At 73.7% G+C, this 26,113-nt stretch carries 19 protein-coding genes and 2 pseudogenes; 10 read left to right on the plus strand and 11 right to left on the minus strand.

Features of this window, described 5'->3' with window-relative positions; genetic code table 11:
* Nucleotides 1–4: 4 nt before the first annotated feature.
* From ACZ404_RS02425 to ACZ404_RS02435, 3 genes are all read right to left on the minus strand, one after another.
* On the minus strand, nt 5–1,276 hold the full coding sequence (locus tag ACZ404_RS02425; RefSeq protein ID WP_468435405.1) for an FAD-dependent oxidoreductase: 1,272 nt from the start codon (nt 1,274–1,276) through the stop codon (nt 5–7).
* An 80-nt stretch (nt 1,277–1,356) separates the two neighbouring features.
* Complete coding sequence (ku, locus tag ACZ404_RS02430) at nt 1,357–2,421, minus strand: non-homologous end joining protein Ku (protein ID WP_468435406.1); 1,065 nt, start codon at nt 2,419–2,421, stop codon at nt 1,357–1,359.
* A 122-nt stretch (nt 2,422–2,543) separates the two neighbouring features.
* Nucleotides 2,544–5,111: a SpoIIE family protein phosphatase gene (locus ACZ404_RS02435; RefSeq protein ID WP_468435839.1), complete on the minus strand. Its 2,568-nt coding sequence runs from the start codon at nt 5,109–5,111 to the stop codon at nt 2,544–2,546.
* 174 nt (nt 5,112–5,285) lie between these two features.
* On the opposite strand from ACZ404_RS02435, the gene ACZ404_RS02440 reads away from it, so the two are divergent.
* Nucleotides 5,286–5,993 carry a type 1 glutamine amidotransferase gene (locus ACZ404_RS02440; protein ID WP_468435841.1) on the plus strand — a complete coding sequence of 236 codons (708 nt, stop codon included), beginning with the start codon at nt 5,286–5,288 and terminating at the stop codon, nt 5,991–5,993.
* Nucleotides 5,994–6,122: 129 nt separating this feature from the next.
* On the opposite strand, the pseudogene ACZ404_RS02445 reads toward ACZ404_RS02440, so the two are convergent.
* Nucleotides 6,123–6,522, minus strand: a pseudogene (locus tag ACZ404_RS02445) (TetR/AcrR family transcriptional regulator); the annotation flags it as partial.
* 128 nt (nt 6,523–6,650) lie between these two features.
* Here ACZ404_RS02445 and ACZ404_RS02450 point away from each other — a divergent pair.
* Both ACZ404_RS02450 and ACZ404_RS02455 read left to right on the plus strand, forming a co-directional pair.
* The gene (locus tag ACZ404_RS02450; RefSeq protein WP_468435407.1) at nt 6,651–8,006 is read left to right on the plus strand and encodes a glutamine synthetase family protein; all 1,356 of its coding nucleotides are present in this window, start codon (nt 6,651–6,653) and stop codon (nt 8,004–8,006) included.
* An 87-nt stretch (nt 8,007–8,093) separates the two neighbouring features.
* Nucleotides 8,094–8,258, plus strand: a pseudogene (locus ACZ404_RS02455) (cytochrome P450); the annotation flags it as partial.
* Here ACZ404_RS02455 and ACZ404_RS02460 read toward each other — a convergent pair.
* Together ACZ404_RS02460 and ACZ404_RS02465 are read right to left on the minus strand one after the other, a co-directional pair.
* Nucleotides 8,245–9,927, minus strand: coding sequence for a hypothetical protein (locus ACZ404_RS02460; protein ID WP_468435408.1), 1,683 nt, complete (start codon nt 9,925–9,927; stop codon nt 8,245–8,247). The pseudogene ACZ404_RS02455 and the gene ACZ404_RS02460 sit on opposite strands and share 14 nt — an antisense overlap.
* Nucleotides 9,928–10,231: 304 nt before the next feature.
* Entirely contained in the window at nt 10,232–11,755 is a 1,524-nt protein-coding gene (locus ACZ404_RS02465; protein WP_468435409.1) for a hypothetical protein, read from the minus strand.
* A 181-nt stretch (nt 11,756–11,936) separates the two neighbouring features.
* Here ACZ404_RS02465 and ACZ404_RS02470 point away from each other — a divergent pair, with 181 nt between their 5' ends.
* The 3 genes from ACZ404_RS02470 (at nt 11,937) to ACZ404_RS02480 (ending at nt 13,930) form a co-directional block, all read left to right on the plus strand.
* Entirely contained in the window at nt 11,937–12,422 is a 486-nt protein-coding gene (locus ACZ404_RS02470) for a hypothetical protein (protein ID WP_468435410.1), read from the plus strand.
* Nucleotides 12,423–12,431: 9 nt separating this feature from the next.
* Entirely contained in the window at nt 12,432–13,238 is an 807-nt protein-coding gene (locus tag ACZ404_RS02475; protein WP_468435411.1) for a hypothetical protein, read from the plus strand.
* 266 nt (nt 13,239–13,504) lie between these two features.
* Nucleotides 13,505–13,930, plus strand: coding sequence for an iron chaperone (locus ACZ404_RS02480; protein WP_468435412.1), 426 nt, complete (start codon nt 13,505–13,507; stop codon nt 13,928–13,930).
* Between the two features lie 497 nt (nt 13,931–14,427).
* On the opposite strand, the gene ACZ404_RS02485 is transcribed toward ACZ404_RS02480, so the two are convergent.
* Nucleotides 14,428–16,812 (minus strand): ATP-binding cassette domain-containing protein, encoded by a 2,385-nt coding sequence (locus ACZ404_RS02485; protein WP_468435413.1) that lies wholly within the window; start codon nt 16,810–16,812, stop codon nt 14,428–14,430.
* Between the two features lie 201 nt (nt 16,813–17,013).
* Between ACZ404_RS02485 and ACZ404_RS02490 the strand changes: the two genes are divergently transcribed.
* The 4 genes from ACZ404_RS02490 to ACZ404_RS02505 all read left to right on the plus strand — a co-directional run bounded on the left by ACZ404_RS02490 (nt 17,014) and on the right by ACZ404_RS02505 (nt 22,441).
* On the plus strand, nt 17,014–18,564 hold the full coding sequence (locus tag ACZ404_RS02490) for a M1 family metallopeptidase (RefSeq protein WP_468435414.1): 1,551 nt from the start codon (nt 17,014–17,016) through the stop codon (nt 18,562–18,564).
* A 204-nt stretch (nt 18,565–18,768) separates the two neighbouring features.
* A complete protein-coding gene (locus ACZ404_RS02495) occupies nt 18,769–20,766 on the plus strand; it encodes an N-acetylmuramoyl-L-alanine amidase (protein ID WP_468435415.1) in 1,998 nt (665 codons plus the stop codon).
* A 3-nt stretch (nt 20,767–20,769) separates the two neighbouring features.
* Nucleotides 20,770–21,129 carry a DUF779 domain-containing protein gene (locus ACZ404_RS02500; RefSeq protein WP_468435416.1) on the plus strand — a complete coding sequence of 120 codons (360 nt, stop codon included), beginning with the start codon at nt 20,770–20,772 and terminating at the stop codon, nt 21,127–21,129.
* A gap of 142 nt (nt 21,130–21,271) precedes the next feature.
* Nucleotides 21,272–22,441: a phosphodiester glycosidase family protein gene (locus ACZ404_RS02505; protein ID WP_468435843.1), complete on the plus strand. Its 1,170-nt coding sequence runs from the start codon at nt 21,272–21,274 to the stop codon at nt 22,439–22,441.
* 10 nt (nt 22,442–22,451) lie between these two features.
* Here the strand turns inward: ACZ404_RS02505 and ACZ404_RS02510 are convergent, their stop codons facing one another.
* The 4 genes from ACZ404_RS02510 to ACZ404_RS02525 all read right to left on the minus strand — a co-directional run bounded on the left by ACZ404_RS02510 (nt 22,452) and on the right by ACZ404_RS02525 (nt 26,030).
* Nucleotides 22,452–22,646: a hypothetical protein gene (locus ACZ404_RS02510; RefSeq protein ID WP_468435417.1), complete on the minus strand. Its 195-nt coding sequence runs from the start codon at nt 22,644–22,646 to the stop codon at nt 22,452–22,454.
* A 167-nt stretch (nt 22,647–22,813) separates the two neighbouring features.
* Entirely contained in the window at nt 22,814–23,887 is a 1,074-nt protein-coding gene (locus ACZ404_RS02515; RefSeq protein ID WP_468435418.1) for an acyl-CoA dehydrogenase family protein, read from the minus strand.
* The gene (locus ACZ404_RS02520; protein WP_468435419.1) at nt 23,884–25,068 is read right to left on the minus strand and encodes an acyl-CoA dehydrogenase family protein; all 1,185 of its coding nucleotides are present in this window, start codon (nt 25,066–25,068) and stop codon (nt 23,884–23,886) included. The genes ACZ404_RS02515 and ACZ404_RS02520 overlap by 4 nt, the downstream gene beginning before the upstream one ends.
* Nucleotides 25,065–26,030 carry an NADPH:quinone oxidoreductase family protein gene (locus ACZ404_RS02525; RefSeq protein WP_468435420.1) on the minus strand — a complete coding sequence of 322 codons (966 nt, stop codon included), beginning with the start codon at nt 26,028–26,030 and terminating at the stop codon, nt 25,065–25,067. The genes ACZ404_RS02520 and ACZ404_RS02525 overlap by 4 nt, the downstream gene beginning before the upstream one ends.
* Between the last annotated feature and the right edge of the window lie 83 nt (nt 26,031–26,113).

Here is a 26,113-nt window from a genome sequence, read left to right on the forward strand (position 1 = left end):
ATTGTCAAGGCAAGAGAGATGGCCGACCGCGACGCCGATCGCTCGCACGGAGCGCCGAGTCGGGCGGACGCTCCCGCAGCGCCCCGTAGGCGAAGAAGTACGCGGGGAGCCGGCGCAGTCCGCGCGACTCGGCGAGCAGCCACGCCACGCGCCGGGCCCGCGCCACACTCCCCAGCGGGGGCCGGCCGCGCAGCACCGGCGCGATGAAGCGGGCGTGGGCCAGGCGCTGGAGGGCCTGCGTGGCGACCGTGGTGGCACGGCGGCGGCGCTGCACGCGGCGCAGGTCACGCCGCCGCACGGTGCCTCGGCGCAGCGGCTCGGTGAGGCAGCGGGCGGCGGCCACCGCGTCCTGCACCGCGAGGTTGATGCCGATGCCGAAGACCGGCGACATCGCGTGCGCGGCGTCGCCGATGCACAGCAGGCCGGGGCGGTGCCAGCGGCGCAGCCGGTCCAGGCGCACGTCGAGGAGCTTGACCTCGTCCCAGGACCGCACGGCGTGCGCGCGCTCGGCGAGCCAGGGGGCGGCCGCCCGGAAGTCGGCGAGGAAGCGGTCGAGGCCGGCGGCGCGGCGCCGGGAGTCGCTGCCCTTGGGGATGAGCGCGGCGCACTGCCAGTAGTCGCCGCGGTCGATCATCGCGGTGAGGAAGCGGTCACCGACGCCGCCGACGAGGCCCTGCGGGTCGCCTTCGTCGCGCGGCAGCCGGAACCACCAGGCGTCCATCGGGCAGGCGAAGCGGCGCAGCCCGAGTTCCGGCCGGGCCCGGGCCAGCGAGCCGCGGCCGTCGCAGGCGACGGTGAGCAGGGCGCGCAGCTCGCCGGTGCGGCCGTCGGCGGTGCGGTGGCGCACCCCGGTCACCCGCCCGGACTCGACCAGGAAGGATGTCGCCTCCGTGTTCATCCACAGATGGAAGGACGGTTCGCGCCGGGCCTCGTCCGCGAGCAGGTCCAGCAGGTCCCACTGGGGCACCATCGCCACATAGTCGTAGGGACCGGGCAGGACCGCGAGGTCCGCGACCGTGACCGGCGAACGGCCGGCCCCGAGGGGCAGCTGGAGGGTGCGGACGCGGCGCTGCGGGAGTGCGGCGAAGCGCTCGGCCAGCCCCAGCTCGTCGAGCAGCACCAGGGTGGAGGGGTGGACGGTGTCGCCGCGGAAGTCGCGCAGGAAGTCGGCGTGCTTCTCCAGCACCGTCACCTCGACGCCGGACCGGGCCAGCAGCAGAGCGAGCACCATACCCGCGGGGCCACCGCCCACGACACAACAGGTGGTCCGTTCCATGACGGTCCCGCCTTTCACGGGAGCAACAATTCATCATTCGATGAATATTCTACTCCTGCAGCAGCGCGGAGTGGAGACGTTCAGGCGGCGCTCTTCTTGCGGCGCGCCGTGCGTGCGAGGGCGTCGATGAGTTGCTCGCGGGTCATCTTCGACCGGCCGGGGACGTCTTGGTCGCTCGCCCGCTGGTACAGCTCGGCCTTGCTCAGCTTCTGCAGCTCTCTCCTGCCGCCGGTGCTGCGGTCGCGGGTCTTCGCCGTCGCCGTACCGGCCTTCCTGGGTGGAGCCTTCCGCGCCGGCGTGCGCGCCGCTCTGCGGGGGCCGGGCTTGCGCTGCTGCTGGGCAGCCGGCTCCTTGCCGCCACGGCCGGACCGGGCGGCCTGCAGGCTGCCCTCGAGGACCTTCATCAGGTCGATCACGTCGGTGGCCTCCGGCGCCTCCTCCGCCACCGCGATCTCCTGGCCCTCGGCCTTGGCCCTGACCAGCTCGCGCACCTTCTCCTGGTAGGTGTCGTGGTAGCGGCCCGGAACCCAGTCGGTGCTGAGCGCGTCGACCAGTTGCAGGGCCATCTCGAGCTGTTTGCCGCCGCCCGCGCGGCCCGAGGGCAGCTCGGGCAGTTCCTCGCCGGGGTCGCGGACCTCGTCGGCCCAGTGCAGCGTCTGCAGCACCAGGACCTTCTCCTCCGCGCGCAGGGCCGTGAGGTACTGCTTGTTGCGCATGACGAAGGTGGCGATGCCGGCCTTGCCGGCCTCCGCCAGGGCGGCCCGCAGCAGCTCGTAGACCTTGGTGTACTCGGTGCCGCCAGGGGCGAGGTAGTAGGTGCGGTCGAAGTACACCGGCTCGATCCGGTCCAGGTCGACGAAGTCGGAGATGTCGATGGTCTTCGAACGGCCCGGCGCGATCTCGTCCAGCTCGTCGGGCTCGACCACCACGTACTCGCCCTCGCCCGTCTCGAACCCTTTGACGATGTCGCTGGTGTCGACCTCCTCGCCGGTGCGTTCGTTGACCCGCCGGTTGCGGATCCGGTCCGAGGTGCCGCGCTGCAGTTGGTGGAAGTGGATCGTGTGGTCCTCGGTGGCCGTGTACAGGCCCACGGGCACGGTGACGAGCCCGAAGGTGATCACACCTGTCCAGATCGCCCGTGCCATTCCGCGCTCCGTCCCCTCGCCCAGCGCCCCGACTGGATCTGCCTCTTCGCATCCACGCTCGCATCGCTGCCTCCGGGCCGCGCGCCGAGGGGAGGAGGGGCGCCGTCGGACTCATGGACCGGTCATGAACCGCGTGGGGACGAGGGCTGTGGGCGCAGGAGGAGCAGGGCGATGTCGTCGTTGCGGGCGGTGTTGTGCGTGTGGTCGCGGACGAGGGTGTCGGCGACGGCGTCCATGGGCTGGTGGGGGGCGTGGGCGAGGTGGGCGGCGAGCGCTTCGATGGCCTCGTCCAGGTCGGTGCCCGGGGTTTCGACGAGGCCGTCCGTGTAGAAGGCCAGCACGCCGTCGGGCGGCAGGGGGATCTCGGTGGCCCGGTAGTCGGCGGCGGGGTCGATGCCGAGCAGGAGCCCGCGGGGGATGCGGAGGATGTCGGTACGGCCGTCGGGGTGCCGCAGGAGCGGGGGTGGGTGGCCGGCGATGGCCAGCTCGGCGCGGTGGCGCGCGAGATCGAGATGGGCGTACAGGCAGCTGGTGAACAGGCCGCTGTCGAGGTCGGTGAGCAGGCGGTTGGTGCGCGCGAGGACTTCGCCCGGCGGGGCGCCGGCGGTGGCGTGGACAGCGGTGCGTACCTGCCCCATGAGGGCGGCGGCGTTCACGTTGTGCCCCTGGACGTCGCCGATGGTGGCGGCGACGGTGGTGTCGTCGAGGCGGATGAGGTCGTAGAAGTCGCCGCCGATCTCCATGCCGTGGGCCGCGGACAGATAGCGGGCGGCCACTTCCAGGCCGGGCACGGCCGGCAGGGAGGCGGGGAGCAGGCCGGTCTGCAGGCCGTGGGCGAGGTGGTGTTCGGCGTCGTACAGGCGGGCGCGGTCCAGGGCCTGGGCGAGCAGGCCGGCAAGGGAGACCAGGACGGCGCGCTCGTCCGGTGTGAAGGAGTGGGGCTGGTCGTAGGAGATCACGCAGCAGCCGACGGGCCGGCCGGAGACGATCAGCGGCAGGAACGCCCAGGCCGCCCTGCCCGTGATCCGCGGGATGTCGGCGTTCAGCCGGGCCATTTCGTCGGGCGAGGCGAAGAACAGCGGAACCCCTGAGGTCACCGCGCGTACGGTGGGGGCTCCCCGGTCCCGGAAGGGGGGCAGGTCCAGGCAGCTGAGGAGCTCGGGCCGGTAGCCGCGGTGACCGACGATGCGCAGCCGGCCGCCCTCGGCCACGGAGACGACGAAGCCCTGGGCGTGAAAGGCGGGCAGGACGTGGTCGGCGGCCTGTTCGATCACGTCCTGGACGGTGACGGCCTCGGTGAGCGTGGCGGCCAGGCGCATCAGGTCGTACAGTCCCCCTGCCCCAGCCGGCGAGGCGCGTCCCCGGTGGGCGGGTTCCGGGCGGTCGGCCGGGGGTGTGTCGATGGGGTGGGCGCCGGGGACGATGCAGACGCTGACGCCGGAGGCGTCCGGGTGCAGCTGGAAGTCCAGCGACCGCCCGGCCGGGCCCGGCATGCTGAAGGACGTGGGCCGACGGCCGATCACCGCGGCCCGGTAGCGGTCCTCGAAGACCGGGTCCTCCAGCCAGGGCAGCGCCTCCCACAGCAGTGACCCGAGCAGGTCCGGCACGCCGCGGGCCAGCAGGTCGGCTGCGGCGGCGTTGACGAAGCCGACCCTGCCCTCCTGGTCGAGCGCCACGCAGCCCTCCGAGAGCCGGTTGGCGAAGTCCGCCGCGGCCAGCGCCTCCGCCGGTCCGGCCGTGCGCGCAGGCGACGGAGCCGGGATGTGCACGGTGCGCCCGGGCAGTACCGGGTGCCCGTCATCGGCGGCCTGCTGCAGGAGCGCGCCCATGCGGTCACAGGCGGCAGCGAGCGCCTCGCGCTGGTGCGCGCTCAGGCCCCCGGGCCGGGAGCCCGGCCACAGCAGCAGCAGCCCGCCCCGTACCGCGGCACCCGCGGCGACGGGTGCCGCCACCAGCGCCACGTCGTACGGCATCACGAGCGACGCCCTCGGGTACCGGCTCGCCAGCTCCGTCTGGCCGGCGACCCACACGGTGCGCCGTTCCCGCACCGCCTCGGCGACCGGGCCGGACGCGGTCAACGGCAGCCGGGCATAGAGCGCGGCGATCTTCGTCGGAACACCGCTGACCGCTGCCAGCCGCAGCACCTGTTCGCTCGGCGACACCAGATGGAACAGGCACGCGGACGCACCCGTTTCCCGGACCACGTGATTCAGGGTGGGGACGAGGAGTTCCGCTCCGGATCCGGCGGCCCGCGCGACACGGTCGCGGGTCCCCCGCTGCACCGTCCGAGAGGCACGCGGGCGCCCGAAACGGTTTCGGGCCGCCCCGCCGCTGATCCCCAAGGCGGCTCCGATCCGCGCCCAGCTGACGCCGGCGCGCCGATCGGCGAGCACGGCCTGCCGAACCAGCTGCTCGGCCAGCCCGGGAACCTCGGCCGCCGCAGCGGACAGGCACCTCGCGGCGGCCCGCCGCGCCGGGAACCGGGCATCGGCCTGCTGCGCCGCCGCCTGCGCCCCGGCCAGCAGCTCCGCGCCGGCCAGCAGCATCGCCTGCCGGGCCTGCGCCGCCCCCCGCCAGCGACGCCGCGCCCGCCAGGCCGCCTGCCGGTGCGCCGGGCAGCAGTACCGCCGGTTGGTGGCCGACCGATCCGGTAGCGGCACACCGCACCAACCGCAGCGGGCATCACCCATATGCGCACAATACGCCCCAAATCCGAGACGATGCAGCGGGCCATGAGGTGGGGCCGGCGACGCTCTCTCACGCGGAGAGCGCGGTATCATTTGACCCCGTACAACCTTGGCTTCGGCCGGAGCGCGGCCCTGCTCCCGCCGGGGCCCGGCCCCCTCGGACGGGAGAGTTCCATCGTGCGCGCACTCGTCATCCGGCACGACCATGCGACGGAGCCCGGACTGGTCGGTGAGCGGCTCGAGCAGCGTGGGTACGACCTCACGCTCCTCACGGTCGTCCCCGAGGAACGGCACCACGCGCCGGACGTGCGGTGCGACTTCCCCGACGCCGACGGCTGGGACCTGGTCGTGGCACTCGGTGCGCCCTGGTCGGTGTACGACGGGACGGCGGTCGGCAGCTGGATCGGCGGTGAGCTCGCCCTGCTGCGCAAGGCCCACCACCTCGGCATCCCGGTGCTGGGCATCTGCTTCGGCGCGCAGGCACTGACCACGGCGCTGGGCGGCTCCGTCGAGGCGGCGGTGCGCCCCGAGATCGGCTGGTTCGGCATCGACACCGACGAGCCCGCCCTGATACCGGCCGGCCCCTGGATGCAGTGGCACTACGACCGCTGCGTCCCGCCGCCCGGCGCCGAGGAGCTGGCCCGCAACGCCGTGTGCACGCAGGCGTTCCGGGTCCGCAACTCGCTCGGGGTCCAGTTCCATCCCGAGGCGGTCCCGTCCGTCGTGCGGCGCTGGGTGGACCTCGGCGGCGCCGAGCAGTGCGTGCGGCTCGGCATCGACCCCGAGGAGGTGGTCGCACGCAGCCACGCCTTGGCGCCGGTGGCGCGGGAGAACGCGTACCGCCTCGTCGACGCGTTCCTCGACCATGCCACCCCCGTCGGCTGACACCGACCGACGCCGGCAGCCACCCGCACCTGCGCAGCGGTCCGGCCGGTCGGCCGGCTGTTCGTGGGTGCTGGGCGCCGGCAGGCGGGCCGGTGGGCGCTCGGTGGCCAGGAGCAGCAGGGCGCGCGCGCCGAAGACGAGCTGGTGCAGGACCAGGCCGTCCAGCGCGGCGAAGACCAGGCGGGTCAAGGACGGGGCGCCCCGCCGGGGAGGATGCGGGACAGCTCGCGCTGGGTCGCGTCGACGCACTCGTCGTACAGCGCGCGGATCGGGGGCAGCAGCTCGGGGCGGCGCCGGGCCTCGAGCAGCAGCCCGTACTGGAACGCCTGCTGGTCCGGGTCGGCCGTGACCATGTCGGGCAGCCCTGGGGCGAGGGCCTCCTCGATCAGCGCGTTCCGCGAGCCGAAGTGGTGCACGACCAGCCCGTGGGCGACCCCGGCCTCCTCCGCGACCGCCCGGTAGGTGAGCCTGCGCAACCCCCGCGGGCAACCACGCACACGGCGGCGTCCAGCAGGGCCTCGCGGCCCATGCCGCCTGGTCAATGGCTGTCCACCTGGATAACTTCTTCGGTCCGCCCTCTTGCGGGAGCGGGAGCGGCCTCCATAACGTTTGGCATCAAATGAACCCGCCACCTTCCCCGTCGCCCAGGAGGCATCGGTGAGCGCTCACGACACCCACGACGTGCACCGGCACATCGAGCGGCTCGCCGCAGAGGGCATCGACGTCGTCCGGGTCACCTATCCCGACCTCATCGGCATCGACCGCGCCCGCGACGTCCTGCTCGACCATCTGCCCTCGGCCTGCGCCCACGGCCTGGCCTTCTGCCGGGCGGTGTACCACACCAGCCCCCAGGGCGACACGGTCCCCGTCGCGGGCGGGCTGGAGGCGGGGCTGCCCGACATCACCGTCCGGCCGGATCTGGACACGCTGGTCGCGCTGCCCTGGGAGCCCGGTGTCGCCTCGTGTCTCGGCGAGGTGACCGACCCGGCGACCGGAGCCCCGGCCGCCGAGTCGCCGCGCGACCTGCTGCGCACCGTCCTCGACCGGTGCGCCGAGCACGGGCTGCGGCCGGTCGTCGGCCCAGAACTGGAGTACTTCCTGCTGGAGCCCGCACCCGGCACTCCCCGGGGCTGGCGCCGCGCCCCCGAGACGAAGGGCGCCGTCTACACCGCCGGCCTGCGCGCCGACCCCGACAATCACCTGCTGCGCACCCTGCGCCGGCTGCGCGACCTGGACATCGGCGTGGTCAGCGGGAACGTCGAGTTCGACGGCGGCCAGTACGAGATCAACCTCGACCACTCCACGGCACTGAACGCCGCCGACCGCGCCTTCCGGTTCAAGTCCGCCGTCAAGGAACTGGCCCGCACGGAGGGCAAGCTGGCCACCTTCATGGCCAAGCCGTTCAACGACGCCGGCGGCTCCGGGTTCCACCTCCACCTGTCCTGCGAGGGCGAGGACGGCCGCAATGCCTTCGACGACCCGACCGGGGCGTACGGCCTGTCCGCCACCGCACGGCAGGCGGCCGCCGGCATCCTCGCCCACGCCCCGGCGCTGGCCGCCCTCGCCAACCCGACGATCAACTCCTACAAGCGCTTCGGCCCCGGCACCCTCGCCCCCTGGCTCATCGACTGGGGCATGGACAACCGCAGCGCCATGGTCCGCGTCCCGCCCGAGCGCGGCTCCGGGGCGCGGATCGAACTCCGGCTCGGCGACGCGAGCGCCAACCCCTACCTGCTGATCGCGGCCACCATCGCCGCGGCGCTGCTGGGTGTGCTCGCCGGGGAGGAGCCCCCGGCCCCGCTGGAGGGGTACGGCTACGACACCACGCACTCCGCGGTGCTGCCGGCGACCCTGCCCGCCGCCCTGGACGCCCTGGAGGCGGACACCGCCCTGGCCGACGTGCTCGGCAAGAACTTCACGGCTGCCTATCTCGCGTACAAGCGCGACGAGGCCGCGCGGTTCGGACGACACGTCACCGACTGGGAGTTCACCGAGTACGCCTACCACCTGTGACCGAGGAGTCCCCGCATGACCGAGCCCCCGCCGGCAGCCGGAGGAGGCCCCCAACTCCGGTTTCTGGACGGTGACCCGGCACGCCGACATCTGTGCCTGGGCAATCTGCTCGCCCGCACCGAGATCCGGATCATGTTCGAGGAGCTGATCCCGCGCCTGGCCGACATCCGGCTCACCGGTGACGTCCCCCGCGTGCGCTCCAACTTGGTCAACGGCATCAAACGGCTGCCGGTCGAGGTCACCCCGGCCTGAGCGGACGCCCGGCTTCCGGGGCGGGCGCCCTCGGCGGCCGGTCCGGGGGGCCGAAGCGCAGATGGTCGGGGATCGCGGTCCACCAGCGGGCCTGCGCCCGGATGCTCGCCGACTGCGTCGTCGAGGCCGCCAGGGTGCGCAGGCGGTCGGTGTCACCGCTCATGCCGAGGGCGTACACCAGCGTGGACAGCACCCGTTCGTCGGCGCGGCCCGGCCGGTGCGCGTCCGGTGTCGCGTAGCGGGCCAGGGCCGCGGTCCAGAACGTGTCGTCGCTGTGGCCGTCGAGATGGCCCAGGGCCTGCGCGGCGGCATGGGCGACCGGGGCCGGTGCGTGGGGGTGCAGGATCAGGTCCTCGATCCAGGAGCGTTCGGCGCCGGCTCCCAGGCAGCGCAGCGCGGCGAGCGCACGCAGCAGGAGCCTGCCGGACGCCGGGCCGTCCTGGTGGACCTGGTCCCTCAGGGCGGTCGCCACTGTCGTCCGGTACGGGGTGGCGGCGAGCAGGAGGGCGGCGTGCATCCGGACGTCGGACACCGGTGCGTGGAGGACCTCGCGCACCAGGCTGCGCAGGACGGCGTCCTCGAAGCCCGGGATCTCGCGGGGCAGGGCGCTCACGGCGGCCCGGGCGACGCGGTCGATCAGGGACGCGTCGGGGGCCGGCGGCGGTTGTTCGTCACGGGCCGCCGACCGGGTGGAGCGTGCGGTCTCCCGGGCGGCGTGCGGGAGTTCGCCGTGCGGGACGGCGGTGATCAGTGCGCGGGCGAGGGCGCGCGCGTCGTCGTAGCGGACGCTGGTGTCGTGCAGCAGGTCGGCGCAGACCGCCGCGACCGTACGGAGCTGCTGGGTGCTGAAGTGGCCCTCGTGCACCTTGCGGACGCAGGCGAGCAGCGCCCCGTAGAAGGCGTCGTCGTTCGCGGGGTCGTGGAGCTGCGCGAGGACGTGGCGGGCGGCGTCGGGATGGGCGCTGGTGTCGAGCAGGCAGATGGTCTCCACGAGCCCCTGGTTGCCGGGCTCGGCTGCGGCGGCGCAGGCGGCGATGGCGAAGGGCTGGGCCGCAGGGTGCAGCAGCAGTCTGCTCATCGCCTCGAAGCGCTGCTTCCAGGCGGCTCCGTCGGAGATCAGCGTCTCGGTCAGCAGCCGGGTGCACAGGGCCGACCAGTCCGCCGCGCGCAGCCAGACACCCGGGCGGGCGGCCAGGGTCGCCGTCAGGTCGTCCCAGTCGGCCGCGGTCACCGGCGTGCGGCTCGTGGCCGCGTCCAGCAGATCACCGGTCCTGGCCGCCGCTGCCGGGTCGTCGTCCGGGTCGGGGCGGGCCAGCAGCGGGCCGGGGCCGGCCGCGGGGACGGCGTAGCGGTTGACGGTGTCGATGGCCGAGGTCAGCAACCGGGGTGGCAGGGCGAGCACTTCCTCGTACCGGCGCACGGCGAGGTAGGGAAGGGTCACCCGGGCGTTCTCCCAGCGGGAGATCCGGCTGGGGTCGACCGGATGGGGCCAGGCGCCGCCGGGGAAGGCCTCGGCGAAGGCGTAGCCCCGGGTCCACTCCTCCCGGGCGCCGTAGAACCGGTTCACGCGCAGCAGCCAGGCCGCCCGGTGCCGGACGGAGACGGGGCCGGCCGGGCCGTCGGACTCGTGGGCCGGATGCGGGGGCCGGCCACGCCCTGCGGATGCCATCGCCGTCCCCGGATTTATTGCGGCCGCCCGGAGGGCGCGCAAGACGCGATGCCGTGGGGTGCGATGCGCCCTACCGTGGGGCCGGGTCGACGGCCCGGGGCGGTGGCGCGGCCCGCCCGGGCGTGGGACCGGGGGGCGCCGTCGCTCCGCCGTGGGACCGGGTCGTCGCAGGGGTGACGCGGGACAGGGGGCGGTTCGCGATGCTGACGGTATGCCGGACCGGCGCACGGGTGGCGCCGGGCAAGCGGGGGACGCACGGTCCCGAGGACGGCGACGACGAGGTGTGCCCGCGCCCCGGGGCGGCTCAGCCGGCCGACAGGGTCCGCACCCGGGGGTCGTGGCGCAACCGGTCGGCGTAATCGGCGAGCGCGGACGGGCGCAGGTCGTGCAGCAGGGACGGGCGGCCGCGGTTGGCGGTCTGGTCCAGCCATTCGAGCATCCTCCAGCAGCAGCGGAACTGGTCGTCCATCAGCTGGGCCGGCCACCGCGGCACGGCCGCCTCGGGTGGCTCGGCCGGCTCCGGCAGCGTCAGCCGCAGATCACCGTCGCCCCCCTGCCCGGCACCGGGCCGGTCCCGCAGCGCGTCCTCGACGCGGTCCAGGGCGCGCCGGGCGGCGTCGGCCCACTGCGGGCCCGGGGTGCCGCCGAGGGCGGTGAGGTCGCGGCGCCGGGCCCACCACTCGACGTAGGCGCGCGGCGGGCGGACGTGGACGACGCGTGCGGGGGTGTCCCGCAGCAGCCGCAGCAGCCCGTCGGCGTAGGGGCTGTCGCTGCCGAAGACGTACGGCTTGACGACGACCACCGCGGGCCAGGGCGTGCCGTGCTGGTGGCGTGACCTGATGTGCCCGGCGACGAAGGCCCAGCCGCGCAGTCGTCCGGTCCTGCGGTGCAGCGGCTCGCTGTAGACGATGCGGTCGCCGTCCACGGCGGTGGCGGAGTTGACCGGTACGTGTTCCCAGCCGAGCGCCTCGGCCAGCAGCGCCCCGGCGTGGGCGACGGACCAGGCGGCGCCGATCACCACCACGGGGCGGGTGTCGGTCAGGTGGTGGGGCGTGACGGCGGGGCGGGCCAGGCCCGTGCTGGTGTTCTGCACCAGCAGATGGGCGGGCCACTGCCCGGCGGCGTCGCGCCACAGCGTGGTGCCGGGTTCGCCCTGCCAGCTCCACTCCCCCGCCCCGCGCAGTGCGCGGGCGGTGGCCAGCCGCAGTTCCGCGGCCACCCGGGCGTAGGCGGTGTCCGGCTCGGGCGGGCCGTCGACGTCGGGGATCCCGGCGGCCAGGGCGCGCGCGGCCAGGGCCGCGGGGGCCAGCGGCTCGGCGCCGTCCACCAGGCGGAACTCTCCCACCAGCGCGGTGGTGGCCGGGTAGGCGGCGCCGGAGCGGACATGCGCCAGCGTGACCCGGAACCGGTCCGCCGCCGGCCGGTGGGAGAGCACCGCTTCGGCCGCCCGGACGGGGGCGGGCCGCGCCGGGGCGGCGGCCAGCGCCCGCAGGTGCTCCCCGAGACCGCCGAGCGTGTCGATCGCGGTCAGCACTCCGGGTGCCAAGGTCTCCGGCAGGGTCTCGTGCCGGTGCGGCTGCGGGGGCAACCAGCCGATGTCTGCCAGCACCCGGGCCGGATCCAGGCCGGCCAGCTCCGCCAGGGCGCGGACGAACAGCGGGTCCGGGCGGCGCGATCCCGCCAGCCACTTGCGCACCGTCTCGTGGTGGTAGCCGAGTCGGGTGGCGATGGCGTTGTCGCTGACGCGTTTGCCGTCCGCCTCCAGCGCGGCACGGCACGCGGCCAGCGCGGAGCGGATCCGCTCCCGCTCCGGTGCGGCGAAGGTCATTCCCCTCCCCTGGGCAGCCTGGGACATCCGACGCGGCCGCGTACAGAAATGACAACCAGATCGTACGGATCCGACACCCCCGAGGGCGGAGATTCCGGGAATCTGGGACAGCTATGACCGGTGGGCCGGCTGTGCTTCGGCGAGGTGACGAGGCCGCCGGGCCGGGAGAAGGGGCGGGGCAGTGGGGTTCTCTGTGGTCGTGCTCGTGCTGCTGGGCATCGTGGTGGCCGGCATCGCCTGGCAGAAGGCGCTCGGCACACGCATCAGCACACCTGAGTACATCGACGTCGAGCTGCCGCTCGACACCATCGTCGCCGTGGGCGGCCGGGCCACGTCGTCCGTGCTCAGGCGCGCCCTGGGCGGTGGCGCCGTGCCCGCCGAACAGGACGTCAGCGGTGGGGTGTCGTGGCGGGTGCGCAGCAAGGGAGGCGTACTGATCATGCAGGTGCGCCCGGCCCTCGACGGCCGCGGCTACCGCGTGTCGGGCTGGGCGGAGGAACTGACGCCCGCTCAGTACGGCAGGAACGCGCGCTCCGGCCTGTTCGCCCTCAGTTTCGCGATCATGAACCGGATCTACGAGGCGCTGGGCGTGGCGCACGCGCCGAGCATTCTCATCCGCCAGCGCAAGCGGGCCTTCCGAGCGCTGGCCCGTGCCACGGAGCAGTGAGGAGCGCCGATGTTCGGAGCACGTCCGCAGGTGCACGCGGCCCTGGCCAGCCGTCTGTTCAACGGCGAGAACCGGACCGCGCAGCGTCTGGTCGGCGTCAACCAGGACGTCCTGCTCGCGGCGCTGGCCGACGGGGAGCTGATCAAGACGGTCGTCGCCGAGGAGGCGCTGGACTCACGCGTCGCCATGGTCACGTCCCGGCGGCTGGTGATCGCCCGCAAGCGGCGGATCGAGGGGTCGTACGAGCCCGGCCGTATCAGCCGGACCCGGCTGCTGCGGCATCCGGGCGGGACCTGGATGGCCGCGATCGACGGTCCGGGGCTGGTCCTCGGCTTCCGTGACCGTGTCCCCGCCGACCATCTGGCCGTCGCGGTGGACCAGTTCCTGCTGACGAGCCGGCCCGTGGTCACCGCGCCGCGGGACATCCCCGAGCTGCTGCCCGACTACTACCGGTCGATCCTTTTCGCCACCGGCAAGCCGGACACCCCGCACAACGTCGTCGCGCTCATCAACCTGGTGGCCCAGATGCTGAGTCTCAACGCGATCATCTGGTTCGGGCAGGTGGACGATCCGGGGGCCGAGGAGCAGTTCCTCGGGCGCTTCCGGGGTGGCGGGCCCGAGGAGCGGCTCGTGCATGTGGTCGACGACATGATCGACTTCCTCTGGGCCTGGCGGGCCGGCTGCCATCAGGGCCTGCGGGACTTCGTCCGCGAGGCCCACGAGAAACTGAGCGGCCCGAAGAGCCAGTTGTGGCGCTACGGCGACGAACTGCCCTTCGACATGTGGAGCGACGACGAGGACGGCATTCAGCAGTGACCGGCGCGGTGGGCTGACGCGCAGGTTGTGCCGGGGCGACGGTCCGACCCGGGGATGCAGCGGACAGGGGTGCGGCGGGGCGGCAGGCGGACGGCCGGTCGGCCCGCGCGCAGCCGCCTCGTCCCGGGCGACGCCCGCGAACAGGGGTGGCGATGATGCCGGCGGCGGGGGTCGGACTGATCAGTTTTGGAGAAGCCACGCGCGCGGGCGGCCTTCTAACATCGAGTCAAGTCCCAGAGCGGGGGCACGGACGAATGGAGGCCGAGATGGGCGAGACGGGGTTCACGGTCGAGGAGCGCGCCGCGATGAAGGAGCGCGCCCGGGAGACGAAGGCGGCGCGCCGCGGCTCCGCCAAGGCGGACGGCACGGCCGAGGTGCTCGCGAAGATCGCCGAGATGGAGCCGGGCGACCGCGCCCTGGGCGAGCGGATCCACGCCCTCGTCACGGCCGCCGCGCCCGGGCTCACGCCGAAGCTGTGGTACGGGATGCCGGCCTACGCCAAGGACGGCAAGGTCGTCTGCTTCTTCCAGTGTGCGGCGAAGTTCAAGGCCCGCTACTCCACCCTCGGCTTCAACGACCCGGCCCAGCTGGACGAGGGCGCGATGTGGCCGACCGCGTACGCGCTGACGGGTGACCTGTCGGCGGCCGACGAGGCACGGATCTCCGAACTGGTGAAGCGGGCGGCGAACTGACCGGGCGCCGTCCGCCGGCACAGCCGATCAGCGACGTGTGAGGCTGCCGGGCCGCCGACCCCGGCGCATCCCGCGGGTCGGCGGTTGCCCGATCGGATCGACGTGCGGTCCGACGGCGGCCGGACGGGCGGCGTGGTGGAGCACCGTGTGGGCGGTGCGGTCTGGTGGGAGCCCGCAGTGGCCCTCGCGGCGTCGAGGCGCCGACCCGGAGGAGGGCGGCGTCGGCCGGGTCGCGCACCCCGCGCCGTACCACCTCGTGGTCGTCCAGCGGGAAGGGCTGAGGCCGGTTGCACAGCGCCCAGGGCGACGGGAGCCGCCGCGCGCCGGAGGGCATCGTGCCGCCGACGCGCACCCGGGCGTCCGTCGCGGCGGGCCTCGTCGGCGGGACGCGGGGTGCCGGCCGACGGGGGCGGCGGGCCTGCTTCCCCCGTCGGTCCCGGGAGCGCCCGACCCCGTCACCCCGGCCGGCCGGGCGCCCCCCGCGCGAACGGAACCCCTCAGGCGCCCACGTACTGTGCGAGGTGCTCCCCCGTGAGGGTGGACCGCGCCGCGACGAGGTCGGCCGGGGTTCCCTCGAAGACGACGCGGCCGCCGTCGTGGCCGGCACCGGGCCCGAGGTCGATGATCCAGTCGGCGTGCGCCATGACCGCCTGGTGGTGCTCGACCACGATGACCGACTTGCCGGAGTCGACGAGCCGGTCCAGCAGCCCGAGCAACTGCTCGACATCGGCGAGGTGGAGGCCGGCGGTCGGCTCGTCCAGGACGTAGACGCCGCCCTTCTCGGCCATGTGCGTGGCCAGCTTGAGCCGCTGCCGCTCGCCGCCGGACAGTGTGGTGAGCGGCTGGCCGAGGGTGAGGTAGCCGAGCCCGACGTCGGCCAGGCGCCGCAGGATCGCGTGGGCCGCCGGGGTCTTGGCCTCGCCCGCGGCGAAGAACTCCTCCGCCTCGGTCACCGACATGGCCAGCACCTCGCTGATGTCCCGGCCACCGAGGTGGTACTCCAGCACCGACGCGTCGAACCGCCGGCCCTCGCACACCTCGCACGTGGTGGCAACGCCCGCCATGATCGCCAGGTCGGTGTAGATGACGCCGGCGCCGTTGCAGTTGGGGCAGGCGCCCTCGGAGTTGGCGCTGAACAGGGCCGGCTTGACGCCGTTGGCCTTGGCGAACGCCTTGCGGATCGGGTCGAGCAGCCCGGTGTACGTCGCCGGGTTGCTGCGCCGGGAGCCGCGGATCGAGCCCTGGTCGACCGACACCACACCCGCAGCCGCGGGGATCGACCCGTGCACCAGGGAGCTCTTGCCTGAGCCGGCGACCCCGGTGACGACGGCCAGCACCCCGAGCGGGATGTCGACGTCGACGTCCCGCAGGTTGTGCGTGTGCGCACCGCGGATCTCCAGCGTGCCGGTGGGCTTGCGCACCGTCTCCTTGAGCGCGGCGCGGTCGCCCAAGTGCCGGCCGGTGATGGTGCCGCTGCCGCGCAGCCCCTCGACGGTGCCCTCGAAGCAGACGGTGCCGCCCGCCGTGCCGGCGCCGGGGCCGAGGTCGACGACGTGGTCGGCGATGGCGATCACCTCGGGCTTGTGCTCCACGACGAGCACCGTGTTGCCCTTGTCCCGCAGACGCAGCAGCAGGTTGTTCATCCGCTGGATGTCATGGGGGTGCAGTCCGGTGGTGGGCTCGTCGAAGACGTAGGTGACGTCGGTGAGCGAGGACCCGAGGTGGCGGATCATCTTGGTGCGCTGCGCCTCGCCGCCCGACAGCGTGCCCGCCGGCCGGTCGAGCGAGAGATAACCGAGGCCGATCTCCACGAAGGAGTCGAGGGTGTGCTGCAGCGTCGTGAGCAGGGGCGCCACCGACGGCTCGTCGAGGCCGCGCACCCAGGCGGCGAGGTCGCTGATCTGCATCGCGCAGGCGTCGGCGATGCTGACCCCCTCGATCTTGGAGGACCGGGCGGCCTCGCTGAGCCGGGTGCCGTCGCACTCGGGACAGGCGGTGAAGGTGACCGCCCGGTCCACGAACGCCCGGATGTGCGGCTGCATCCCCTCGCGGTCCTTGGCGAGCATCGACTTCCGGATGCGCGGGAGCAGCCCCTCGTAGGTCATGTTGATGCCCGCGATCTTCATCCGGGTCGCGTCGCGGTGCAGGAAGTCGTCCAGTTCCCGCCTGGTGTAGTCACGGATGGGCTTGTCCGGGTCGACGAGGCCGGACTCGCTGTAGAGCCGGTAGTTCCAGCCGCCCTCCTTGTAGCCGGGGATCGTCAGGGCGCCCTCGCTGAGCGACTTGGTGTCGTCGTAGAGCTGGGTCAGGTCGAAGTCCTGGACGGTTCCCCGGCCTTCGCAGCGCGGGCACATCCCGCCGGTGATGCTGAAGGCGCGCCGCTCCTTCACGGTCCGTCCGCCGCGCTCCACGGTGACGGCTCCGGCTCCGCTGATCGAGGCGACGTTGAAGGAGTACGCCTTGGGTGAGCCGATGTGCGGCTGCCCGAGCCGGCTGAAGAGGATGCGCAGCATCGCGTTGGCGTCGGTGGCGGTGCCGACCGTGGAGCGCGGGTCGGCGCCCATCCGCTGCTGGTCGACGGTGATGACGGTGGTCAGCCCGTCGAGCACGTCGACCTCGGGGCGGGACAGGGTCGGCATGAAGCCCTGCACGAAGGCGCTGTAGGTCTCGTTGATCAGCCGCTGCGACTCCGCGGCGATCGTGTCGAACACCAGCGAGCTCTTGCCCGAGCCGGAGACGCCGGTGAACACCGTCAGCCGGCGCTTGGGGATCTCGATACTGACGTCCTTGAGGTTGTTCTCGCGGGCGCCGTGCACGCGGATCAGATCGTGGCTGTCGGCGACGTGCGGCGTGGTCGGCTGCGGGTCCGTCCTCGGGGCCATGCGAATGTCTCTTTCATCTGTGGGCGGGGCTGCCGTCACGCTAGTCGCGCCGTCGCGTCGCGCGCTTCTCCATTCCTGCCCAGTGCCGCGCGAGCGGGCGTCTTTCCGCCACGCCTGCCACGCCCGCCGGATCCCTCACACGCGCCGAATGCCGATGCCGTAAACACCGTGATTGGTCATTTTTGCTGTCATAGTGCCGCCATGGACATGAGAGCGCCGCTCCCCGGCCGACGCGCCCGGCGTGCGGTCCTGGCCGCGACCGGTGCCGTCGGTCTCGCGGGGGCCGCCGTCCTCACCGTCGTCCTGGCGCACGGGGAGCACCCCGCGCCGGCCCGTGCCGGGCACCCTGCGAGCGGCGCCTCGGCCGGCCCGCCCCGGGAGGCCCCCTCGCCCGGCGCCCGCGGCCTCGGCGACCCGCTGATGCCGCTGGACGGCAACGGCGGCTACACACTGCGCCACTGCACCCTGGCCTTCGACTGGCGGGCGCCCGACACGCCGTTCCCCGCCACGGCCACCCTCCGGGCCACGGCCACGCAGGCCCTCTCCCGCTTCGACCTCGACTTCGCGGGCAACACGCTGCGCACGGTGAGCGTCGACGGCGCACCGGCGCGGGCGGTGCGCGACGGCGACGAGCTCGTCGTCACCCCGGCCCGGCCGATCGCCCGCGGCCGCACCTTCACCGTCACCGTCGCGTACACCGCCGACCCGACACGGCGGCGGCACCGCGACGACGCCATCCAGGACTACGGCTGGGTGCCCACGGCCGACGGCATGCTGCTGGCCCCGCAGCCGGACGGCGCCAAGATGATCTTCCCGGCCGACGACCACCCCAGCGTGCGGGCGCCCTTCACCTTTCGTGTCACCACCCCGCCCGGCCTGACCGCGGTGGCGGGCGGCCGGCTCGTCGAGCGGGTGCGGCTGCCCGGCGGACGCACCCGCTGGACCTACGACTCCGAGCATCCGGTCGCGGCGCAGCTGGTGCAGCTGGCCATCGGGAAGTTCTCCGTGGTGACCGGCCGGGGGCCGGGCGGGCTGCCCGTGCGGGACGTGGTGCCGGACGGCCTGGTCGCGGACACCGGGGCCTACCGCGCGCTCACCCCGGGGCACCTGGCCTGGCTGGAGCAGCGGCTCGGCCCCTACCCGTTCCGCCGCTACGGCGTGCTGGTCGGCGACACGGACCTGCCGGTCGCCCTGGAGACGCAGTCGCTGTCCGTCGTCCCGAGCGCCGACCTGCTGGGCGACCGGGTCGACGCGGAACGCAACCTCGTGCACGAACTCGCCCATCACTGGACGGGCGACAGCGTGGCGATCCGGCGCTGGTCCGACCTGTGGCTGAGCGAGGGACACGCCCGCTTCTACGAACGGCTGTACGCCGACACGCACGGCGGCCCGGACATGGAGGAGGCCATGCGGGACGCGTACGCGGCGCACGACCAGTGGCGGCACGACGACGGCGCCCCCGCCGAGCCCGCCGCGGCGACCCTCTTCCGCCAGATGCGCTACGACGGCTCGGCACTGGTGCTCTACGCGCTGCGGGAGAAGGTCGGCGAGGACACCTTCGCGCGGATCGAGCGGTCCTGGGTGACGCGGTACCGGGGCCGCGCCGCCGGTACCGCGGACTTCGTCCGGCTCGCCTCCGAGGTGGCCGGAGAGAACCTCGCCCCCTTCCTGCACCCGTGGCTGTACGGGGCGCACACTCCGCTGATGCCGGGTCACCCGGACTGGCGAGTGGACCCGGTCCAGGAGGACTGACGGGTCCTCAGGTAAAGCGGACACGCTGCGTCCGACCGGGTGGCCTGTGCCCGGCGGCTGGTCCACGCCAGTGACGCTCGGCGCGACGCGGCGCGAAAGGCACGGAAACGTACGAGGGGTGACGTGACGGGCAAACGCCCACAACCCGCCTTGCCCTGTTCGCGTTTGTCCTCGCCGTGCCGAAACCCCCTGGGAGACCACCGCATGAGAAAACGCGTCACCCGACACGTCTGGACCACCGTGCGCGGGCACCGGCGGCTCATCTGCGCGACCGCCTCGGCGGCCCTCGTGGTGCCATTCCTGGTCGACCGCTCCGGCGACACCGCCGTACCGGCCGACCAGCTCCTCCAGGAGCAGTACCGGGCCGCCGCGGAGGAGTTCCATGTGCCCCGCAGCGTGCTCCTGGGCGTGTCCTACCTGCAGTCCCGGTGGGACTCGCATCCGGGCACCCCGAGCGTCGTCGGCGGCTACGGGCCGATGCACCTGGTGGACACGCTCCAGTCGCCGCAGGCCCGCCACGGTCAGGCCCGGCCGCACCCGGCGACGGCGGGAGCCCCCGCCGGCCACCCCGGCAAGTCCCCGGACAGCGGCACCGGGCAGCCCGCCGATCTGCGCCGGGCCGCCCGGCTGCTGGAGCTGCCGCCCGCTCAGCTGCGCACGGACGACGCCGCGAACGTGCGCGGCGGCGCGGCCCTCCTCGCGGCCACCCAGCGCGAGCTGGGCAAGCCGCTGAGCGCCGACCCGGCGGACTGGTGGGACGCCGTGGCCCGGTTCCCGGGCACAGGTGACAGCGTGTCGGCGGCGGCGTACGCGAACGACGTCTACGACGTGATCCGCCGCGGCGCGCACCGCCTCACCGACGAGGGGCAGTACGTCGCCCTCGCCGCGCATCCCGCCGTCCGCCCGCACGCCGCCCTCACGCAGGGCGAGCAGCGGCCGAAGAACGTGGACTGCCCGCCCGAGCTGTCCTGCTCCTGGCTCGGGGCGCCGTACGTCCGGACGGACGACGGCGGGTACGGCAACCACGACCTGGCCGACCGGCCCAAGGACCAGCGGATCGACTACATCGTCATCCACGACACCGAGGCGCCCCTGTCGTCGATGTTCATGACGATCCAGGACCCGGAAGAGGCGTCGTGGCACTACTCCGTCCGCTCCAGCGACGGCCATGTCACCCAGCACGTGCGGCTCAAGGACTCGAGCTGGCACTCCGGGAGCCAGTTCGTCAACGGCCGCTCGATCGGCGTCGAGCACGAGGGATTCCTGCGGCAGCCCGACGCCTGGTACACGGAGCAGATGTACCGGTCCTCGGCGCGCCTGGTGAAGTACCTCGCGAAGAAGTACCACGTGCCGCTGGACCGGCAGCACATCTTCGGCCACGACAACGTGCCGTCGCCGACCGAGGACACCATCCCGGACATGCACGACGATCCGGGGCCCTTCTGGGACTGGCGGCACTACTTCGACCTGCTCGGCGCGCCGCTGCGGGCGACGGCCGGGCCGGACAGCGACGCGGTGATGATCCTGCCGGACTACGCCCGGCACAAGCCGGAGTTCACGGGGTGCGTCAAGAGCGGTGTGCCGTGCGCGCCGCACGGCTCGAGCGCCGTACACCTGCACACCGAGCCGGACGACGCCGCCCCGCTGATCCAGGACCCGGGCCGGCGCCCGGACGGGGACGAGACCACCAAGGACGTCAACGACCTGGGGTCGCGGGTCTCGGCCGGGCAGACCTTCGCGGTCGCCGAGCGCCGGGGTGACTGGACGGCGATCTGGTTCCAGGGTCACGAGGGGTGGTTCAGGAACCCGGCGAACCAGCCCACGGCCGTCGGGGCGCGCGCCCGCGTGGTGACCCCGAAGCAGGGCCTGGAGGAGATCCCCGTCTACGGCCGCGCCCTGCCGGAGGAGACGGCCTACCCGGAGGGGGTGACCCCGCAGACCGAGTCGCCGCTCCCGTACACCCTGCGCGCGGGCCAGCGGTATGTGACGGGCTCCCAGGTGTACGGCACGTACACCGACCGGTCGTCCTTCACCGACTCCCCGGCGCCGGTGATCAAGGGCAGGGAGGCGTACTACGAAATCCAGTTCGACCACCGGCTCGCCTACGTCAGGGCCGGCGACGTGGACGTGAAGACGGTGGACGCGCCGCTGACGAGCCGTGAGACTGGACCGGTGGCAGGCTCCGGCTCTCCAGGACGGTGACCCATGGAAGTGGACGTACCCCGCGTCGAACTCACCCCTCGCGCGGCGGACCTGGTGCGCCGGCTGCGCGCCGAGCACGGTCCGCTGATGTTCCACCAGTCGGGCGGCTGCTGCGACGGCAGCGCGCCCATGTGCTACCCGGACGGCGAGTTCCGCACCGGCGACTCGGACGTGCTGCTGGCGGAGCTGGCGGTGGAGGGCGTCGGGGAACCGGTGACCTTCTGGATGTCGCGCAGCCAGTACGAGGTCTGGAGCCACACACGGCTGATCGTGGACGTCGTACCAGGCCGCGGGAGCGGTTTCTCGCTGGAGGCACCCGAGGGGGTCCGTTTTCTCACTCGTTCTCGCGTACTCGACGCCTAGACGCCCCGCGAGCCGCCCGCGTCTGCTGCACTTCCCTTGAGCGAAGGGGAAGTTGAGGAGACATCAGGAGGCGCGGGTGGCGCGTGTCGGGCGGCAGACGGCGGCAGGCAGATCGGTTCTCACGGTCCTCACGGCATTCGGCGTGCTGGCCGGTGCGGCCCTGGCGGGGGCGGCACCGGCCGGCGCCGTCCAGCGGGGCAAACGGATCGCACCGGGGGTCACGTACCGGCAGTTCGACATCGACGCGGCGGCGGGCGGGACACACGCCCATCTGCTGACCGTCGACCTGGACAACCCGCACGTCCACCTGGACCTGCTGTACCCGGGGGTGGTGGCGGCCCGGGCGACGGTGTCCCGGCTGGCGGACTCGGCGGGCGCGGTCGCGGGTGTCAACGGCGACTTCTTCCACATCAGCGAGACCCAGCATCCGGGCGTCGAGGCGACGGGCGCGAGTGTGGGGCCGGCGGTCGCGGACGGGCAGGCGCTCAAGGCGGCGGTGCCGGACGGGCAGCGGTTCGGGCCCGCGCTGCCGCCCGGCACCACCACGGAAGAGGTCCTCGGCGTGGGCACCGACCGCCGGGCCCGGCTGGACCGCCTCCGTCTCACCGGTTCGGTGACCACACCGCAGGGGCGGCTGCCGCTCAAGGGGCTGAACCAGTACGCGCTGCCGGAGAACTCGGTCGGCGCCTTCACCTCGCTGTGGGGCACTGCCTCCCGCGAGCGCGCCGTCTGCGGCACGGACACCAGGCGGTCGGCGCCGTGCAGCACGGACACCCACGAGGTGACGCTGCGCGACGGCCGGGTGGTCTCCGCCACCGACGCCCCGGGCAGCGGCTCGATCCCCTCGGGCACCACGGTCCTGGTGGGCCGCGAGGAGGGTGCCCAGCAGCTGCGGAAGCTGTCGGTCGGCGACCGGGTGAGTGTCACGCACGATCTGGTGGCGGCCACGTCCGGGGTGCCGTACGTCTTCGCCGTCGGCGGGTTCCCGGTGCTGCGCGACGGCAGGCCGCTCGCCGGCCTCGACGACACGACCTCGGCCGTGCGCACGGTCGTGGGCTTCACCAGCGGCGGACGGCGGATGCTGCTGCTCGCCCTGGACGGTGCCTCCGACTACCGCACCGGCATGACGGTCGCCGAGGAGGCGGCGGCGATGCGGGGCCTCGGCGCGTCCGACGCGTTCAACCTCGACGGCGGCGGGTCGAGCGACCTGGTCACCCGCGACGAGGGCGCGAGCGGCGTGACGGTCCGCAACCACCCGAGCGGCGGCGCCGAGCGCCCGGTGGCGAACGGTGTCGGCGTGTTCTCGGACTGACGCGGGGCGCTCAGGGCCGCAGGCTGCTCACCAGTTCGGCGGTCGCCGAGAGCCCGCTGTGGATGGTGGGCGCCATGCTCGTGCTGGCCAGGTAGAAGCCGAGCAGCATGCAGACCAGGGCGTGGGACATCTTCAGCGCGCCGTTGCGGATGAAGACCACGGCCAGGATCGACAGCAGCAGCACCACAGAGATGGAAATGGCCATCTGGAACCTCCTCCGCCACGCCCCGTATGCGGCGTTCGGCCGCAAGTGTGGCGCAGGGGAGGGTTGGTCCGGGCGGCCGACATGTCCTCCGATCGTGTGGTGTTGACCGGACGGATGTGCGGCAAGGCCCGCCCCCGGCGGGGGCGGGCTTCTCGGCGCGGGGTCGCTCAGGGCGCCTGGAGGTCGACCAGTGCGGCCAGTGCCTCGCGGTGGGCGCCGGCGGTGCCGTAGGCGATCGAGTCGGCCTTGGCGCGCTTGAGGTACAGGTGGACCGGGTGCTCCCAGGTCATGCCGATCCCGCCGTGCAGCTGCAGCGCCTCCTCCGCCGCGTGGACGGCGACGGGCGCCGCGTACGCCTGGGCGACGGCGACCAGCACCTCGGCGTCCTCGCCGGAGGCCAGCGCGTCGGCGGCCGCCCGGGCGGCCGCCCGGAGGTTGACCACCTCCAGCCAGAGCTGGGCGAGGCGGTGCTTGAGCGCCTGGAAGCCGCCGACCGGCCGGTTGAACTGCTTGCGTTCCTTCAGGTACCGCACCGTCTCGGTCAGCGTCCACTCGGCGACGCCGAGTTGCTCGGAGGCGAGCAGTCCGGCGGCGGCGCGCAGTGCCCGTCGTACGGCCGGCTCGGCGTCGCCGACACGGCGGCCGGGCGCGCCGTCGAGCGTGACGGTGGCGAGCGGACGGGTCAGGTCGAAGGAGACCTGCGGGGTGACGGTCGCTACGGAGGCCTCGACCGCGTACAGCCCGCCGTCGTCCGCGGGTACGAGCAGCAGGTCGGCGGCGGCCGCGTCGGCGATGCCGGTCAACTCGCCGTGCAGGGATCCGCCGTCGAGTCGTACGGTCGCGAAGGCGGCGCCCGCGGCGGTGTGGAGCCCGACGGCGAGCACGCCGACCGTCGTCGCCTGGGCCAGCCCGGCCAGCAGGTCGTCGGCGCCGCACTCCAGCAGCGCCTCGGTGGCGACGACGGCACTGGTCAGGTACGGCACGGGCGCGACCGCCCGCCCCAGTTCCTCCAGGACGACGGCGGCCTCCCGGTGCGTGGCGCCCTGGCCGCCCAGTTTCTCCGGGATCAGCAGACCGGCGAGGCCCATGTCGCCCGCGAGTGCCTTCCAGGCCGCGATGTCGTGCGGGGCGTCCGACTCCGTGCGGGCGATCACCCCCGGCGCGTCGCAGTGGTCGGCCAGCAGGTCCCGTACCGCCGACCGCAGTGCCTCTTCCTCCTCGGAGTAGAGAAGATTCGTCATCGGGCGAGGTCCTTCCAGGCGACGTCCTTGTCGGTGCGCGGCTCGGCGGGCAGGCCCAGGACGCGCTCGGCGACGATGTTCAGCAGGACCTCGCTGGTCCCGCCCTCGATGCTGTTGCCCTTCGACCGGAGGTAGCGGTACCCGGCGTCGCGGCCGACGAAGTCGACCAGCTCGGGCCGGCGCATGGTCCAGTCGTCGTACAACAGGCCCTCCTCGCCGCGCAGCTCCACCTCCAGGCCGCTGATCTCCTGGTTGAGGCGGGCGAAGGCGAGCTTCATGCCGGCGCCCTCGGGGCCGGGCTGACCGGCGACGAGCTGCTGGCGCAGGCGCTCCGCGGTGAGGCGGGCGACCTCGGACTCCACCCACAGCTTCAGCAGCCGCTGGTGCAGGTCGTGGGTGCGCAGCTCCGGGCGCTCGCGCCAGGTCCTGGACACCGGGCCGATCATGCCGCCCTCGCGGGGCAGCCGCATGCCGCCGATGGCGACGCGCTCGTTGTTCAGCGTGGTCTGCGCGACCCGCCAGCCGTCGCCGACCTCGCCGAGGCGGCGGGAGTCGGGGATGCGGACGTCGGTGAGGAAGACCTCGTTGAACTCGGCCTCACCGGTGACCTGGCGCAGCGGCCGCACCTCGACGCCCGGGTCGGTCATGTCGCACAGGAAGTAGGTGATGCCCGCGTGCTTGGGCACGTCCGGGTCGGTGCGGGCGATGAGGATGGCCCAGCGGGCGACGTGGGCGCTGGAGGTCCACACCTTCTGCCCGTTGACCACCCAGCCTCCCCCACTCTCCCGTACGGCCCGGGTGCCGAGGGCGGCCAGGTCGGATCCGGCGCCGGGCTCGCTGAACAGCTGGCACCAGACCTCCTCGCCGGTCCACAGGGGCCGCAGATAGCGCCGCTTCTGCTCCTCGGTGCCGTACTTCAGGATCGTCGGCGCGGCCATGCCGAGGCCGATGCCGATGCGCCGGGGGTCGTTGTCCGGGGCGCCGGCGGCTTCCAGTTCGGCGTCCACGACGACCTGCAGCGAGCGCGGGGCACCGAGCCCGCCCAGGCCCTCCGGGTAGTGCACCCAGGCCAGGCCGGCGTCGAAGCGGGCGCGCAGGAAGTCGAGGCGGTCGGTGTCCGCGGGGGGATGCGCGGCCAGCAGCTCCCGGGTGCGGCGGCGCAGTTCTTCGGCGTCGGTCATGCTGCTTCCTCCATCACCACGGCGATCCGGCCGGTGGTCCGGCCGTCCGCCACCTTCTGCACGGCCACGGCCGCCTCGCTCAGCGGCACCCGCTCGCTCACCAGCGGCTTGATCGCGCCGCGGGCGGCCAATTCGGTCAGTTCCTCGTGGCAGCGCAGGACCAGCTTGGGGTTCTTGGTGTTGTACAGGCCCCAGTGCAGGCCCAGGATCGAGTAGTTCTTCACCAGCGCGTGGTTGAGGGCCGGGCTGGGGATGGTGCCGCTCGCGAAGCCGACCACGACGATCCGGCCCTCGAACGCGACGAGCTTGGCGGACTGGGCGTAGGCCTCGCCGCCGACGGGGTCGTAGATCACGTCGGCGCCCCGGCCGCCGGTGGCCTCCTTCACGGCCGCGACGACGTCCTCGCCGCGCCGGTCGACCACCACGTCGCAGCCCAGGTCGCGGGCCACGGCCGCCTTGTCGGGGCCGCCCACGACGCCGATGACCGTGGCACCGGCCGCTTTGCCGAGCTGGACGGCGGCGCTGCCGACCCCGCCCGCGGCGGCGTGCACGAGCAGGGTCTCGCCCGCCTCCAGGTGCGCCCGGCGGTGCAGACCGAACCAGCCGGTCTGGTAGCCGATGTGCAGCGCGGCGGCCTCCGCGTCGTCGAGCGACTCGGGCGCGGGCAGCAGCGCCCGGGCGTCGGCGACGGCGTACTCGGCGAGGCCGCCGTGGGGCAGCACGGGGTTGGCGATCACCCGGCGGCCGTCCTCGGTCTCGGCGCAGATCTCCACCCCGGGGGTGAAGGGCAGCGGCGGCCGCACCTGGTACTGGCCCCGGCACAGCAGGGCGTCCGGGAAGTTGATGTTGGCGGCGCGCACGCGCAGCAGCACCTGGCCGTCACCCGGTGCGGGCCGCTCCACCTCCGCGAGGCGCATCACCTCGCTCGGCTCGCCGTTCTCGTGCACTTGCCATGCCTGCATGCGGGGCCTCCACGGGACTGCTTCGTCTGACCGGTCCGACGGCATACTAAGCGGTCGCTTGCCCATCGGGGAACAGTCGTGTG

Source organism: Streptomyces sp. NPDC030798, assembly GCF_055572275.1.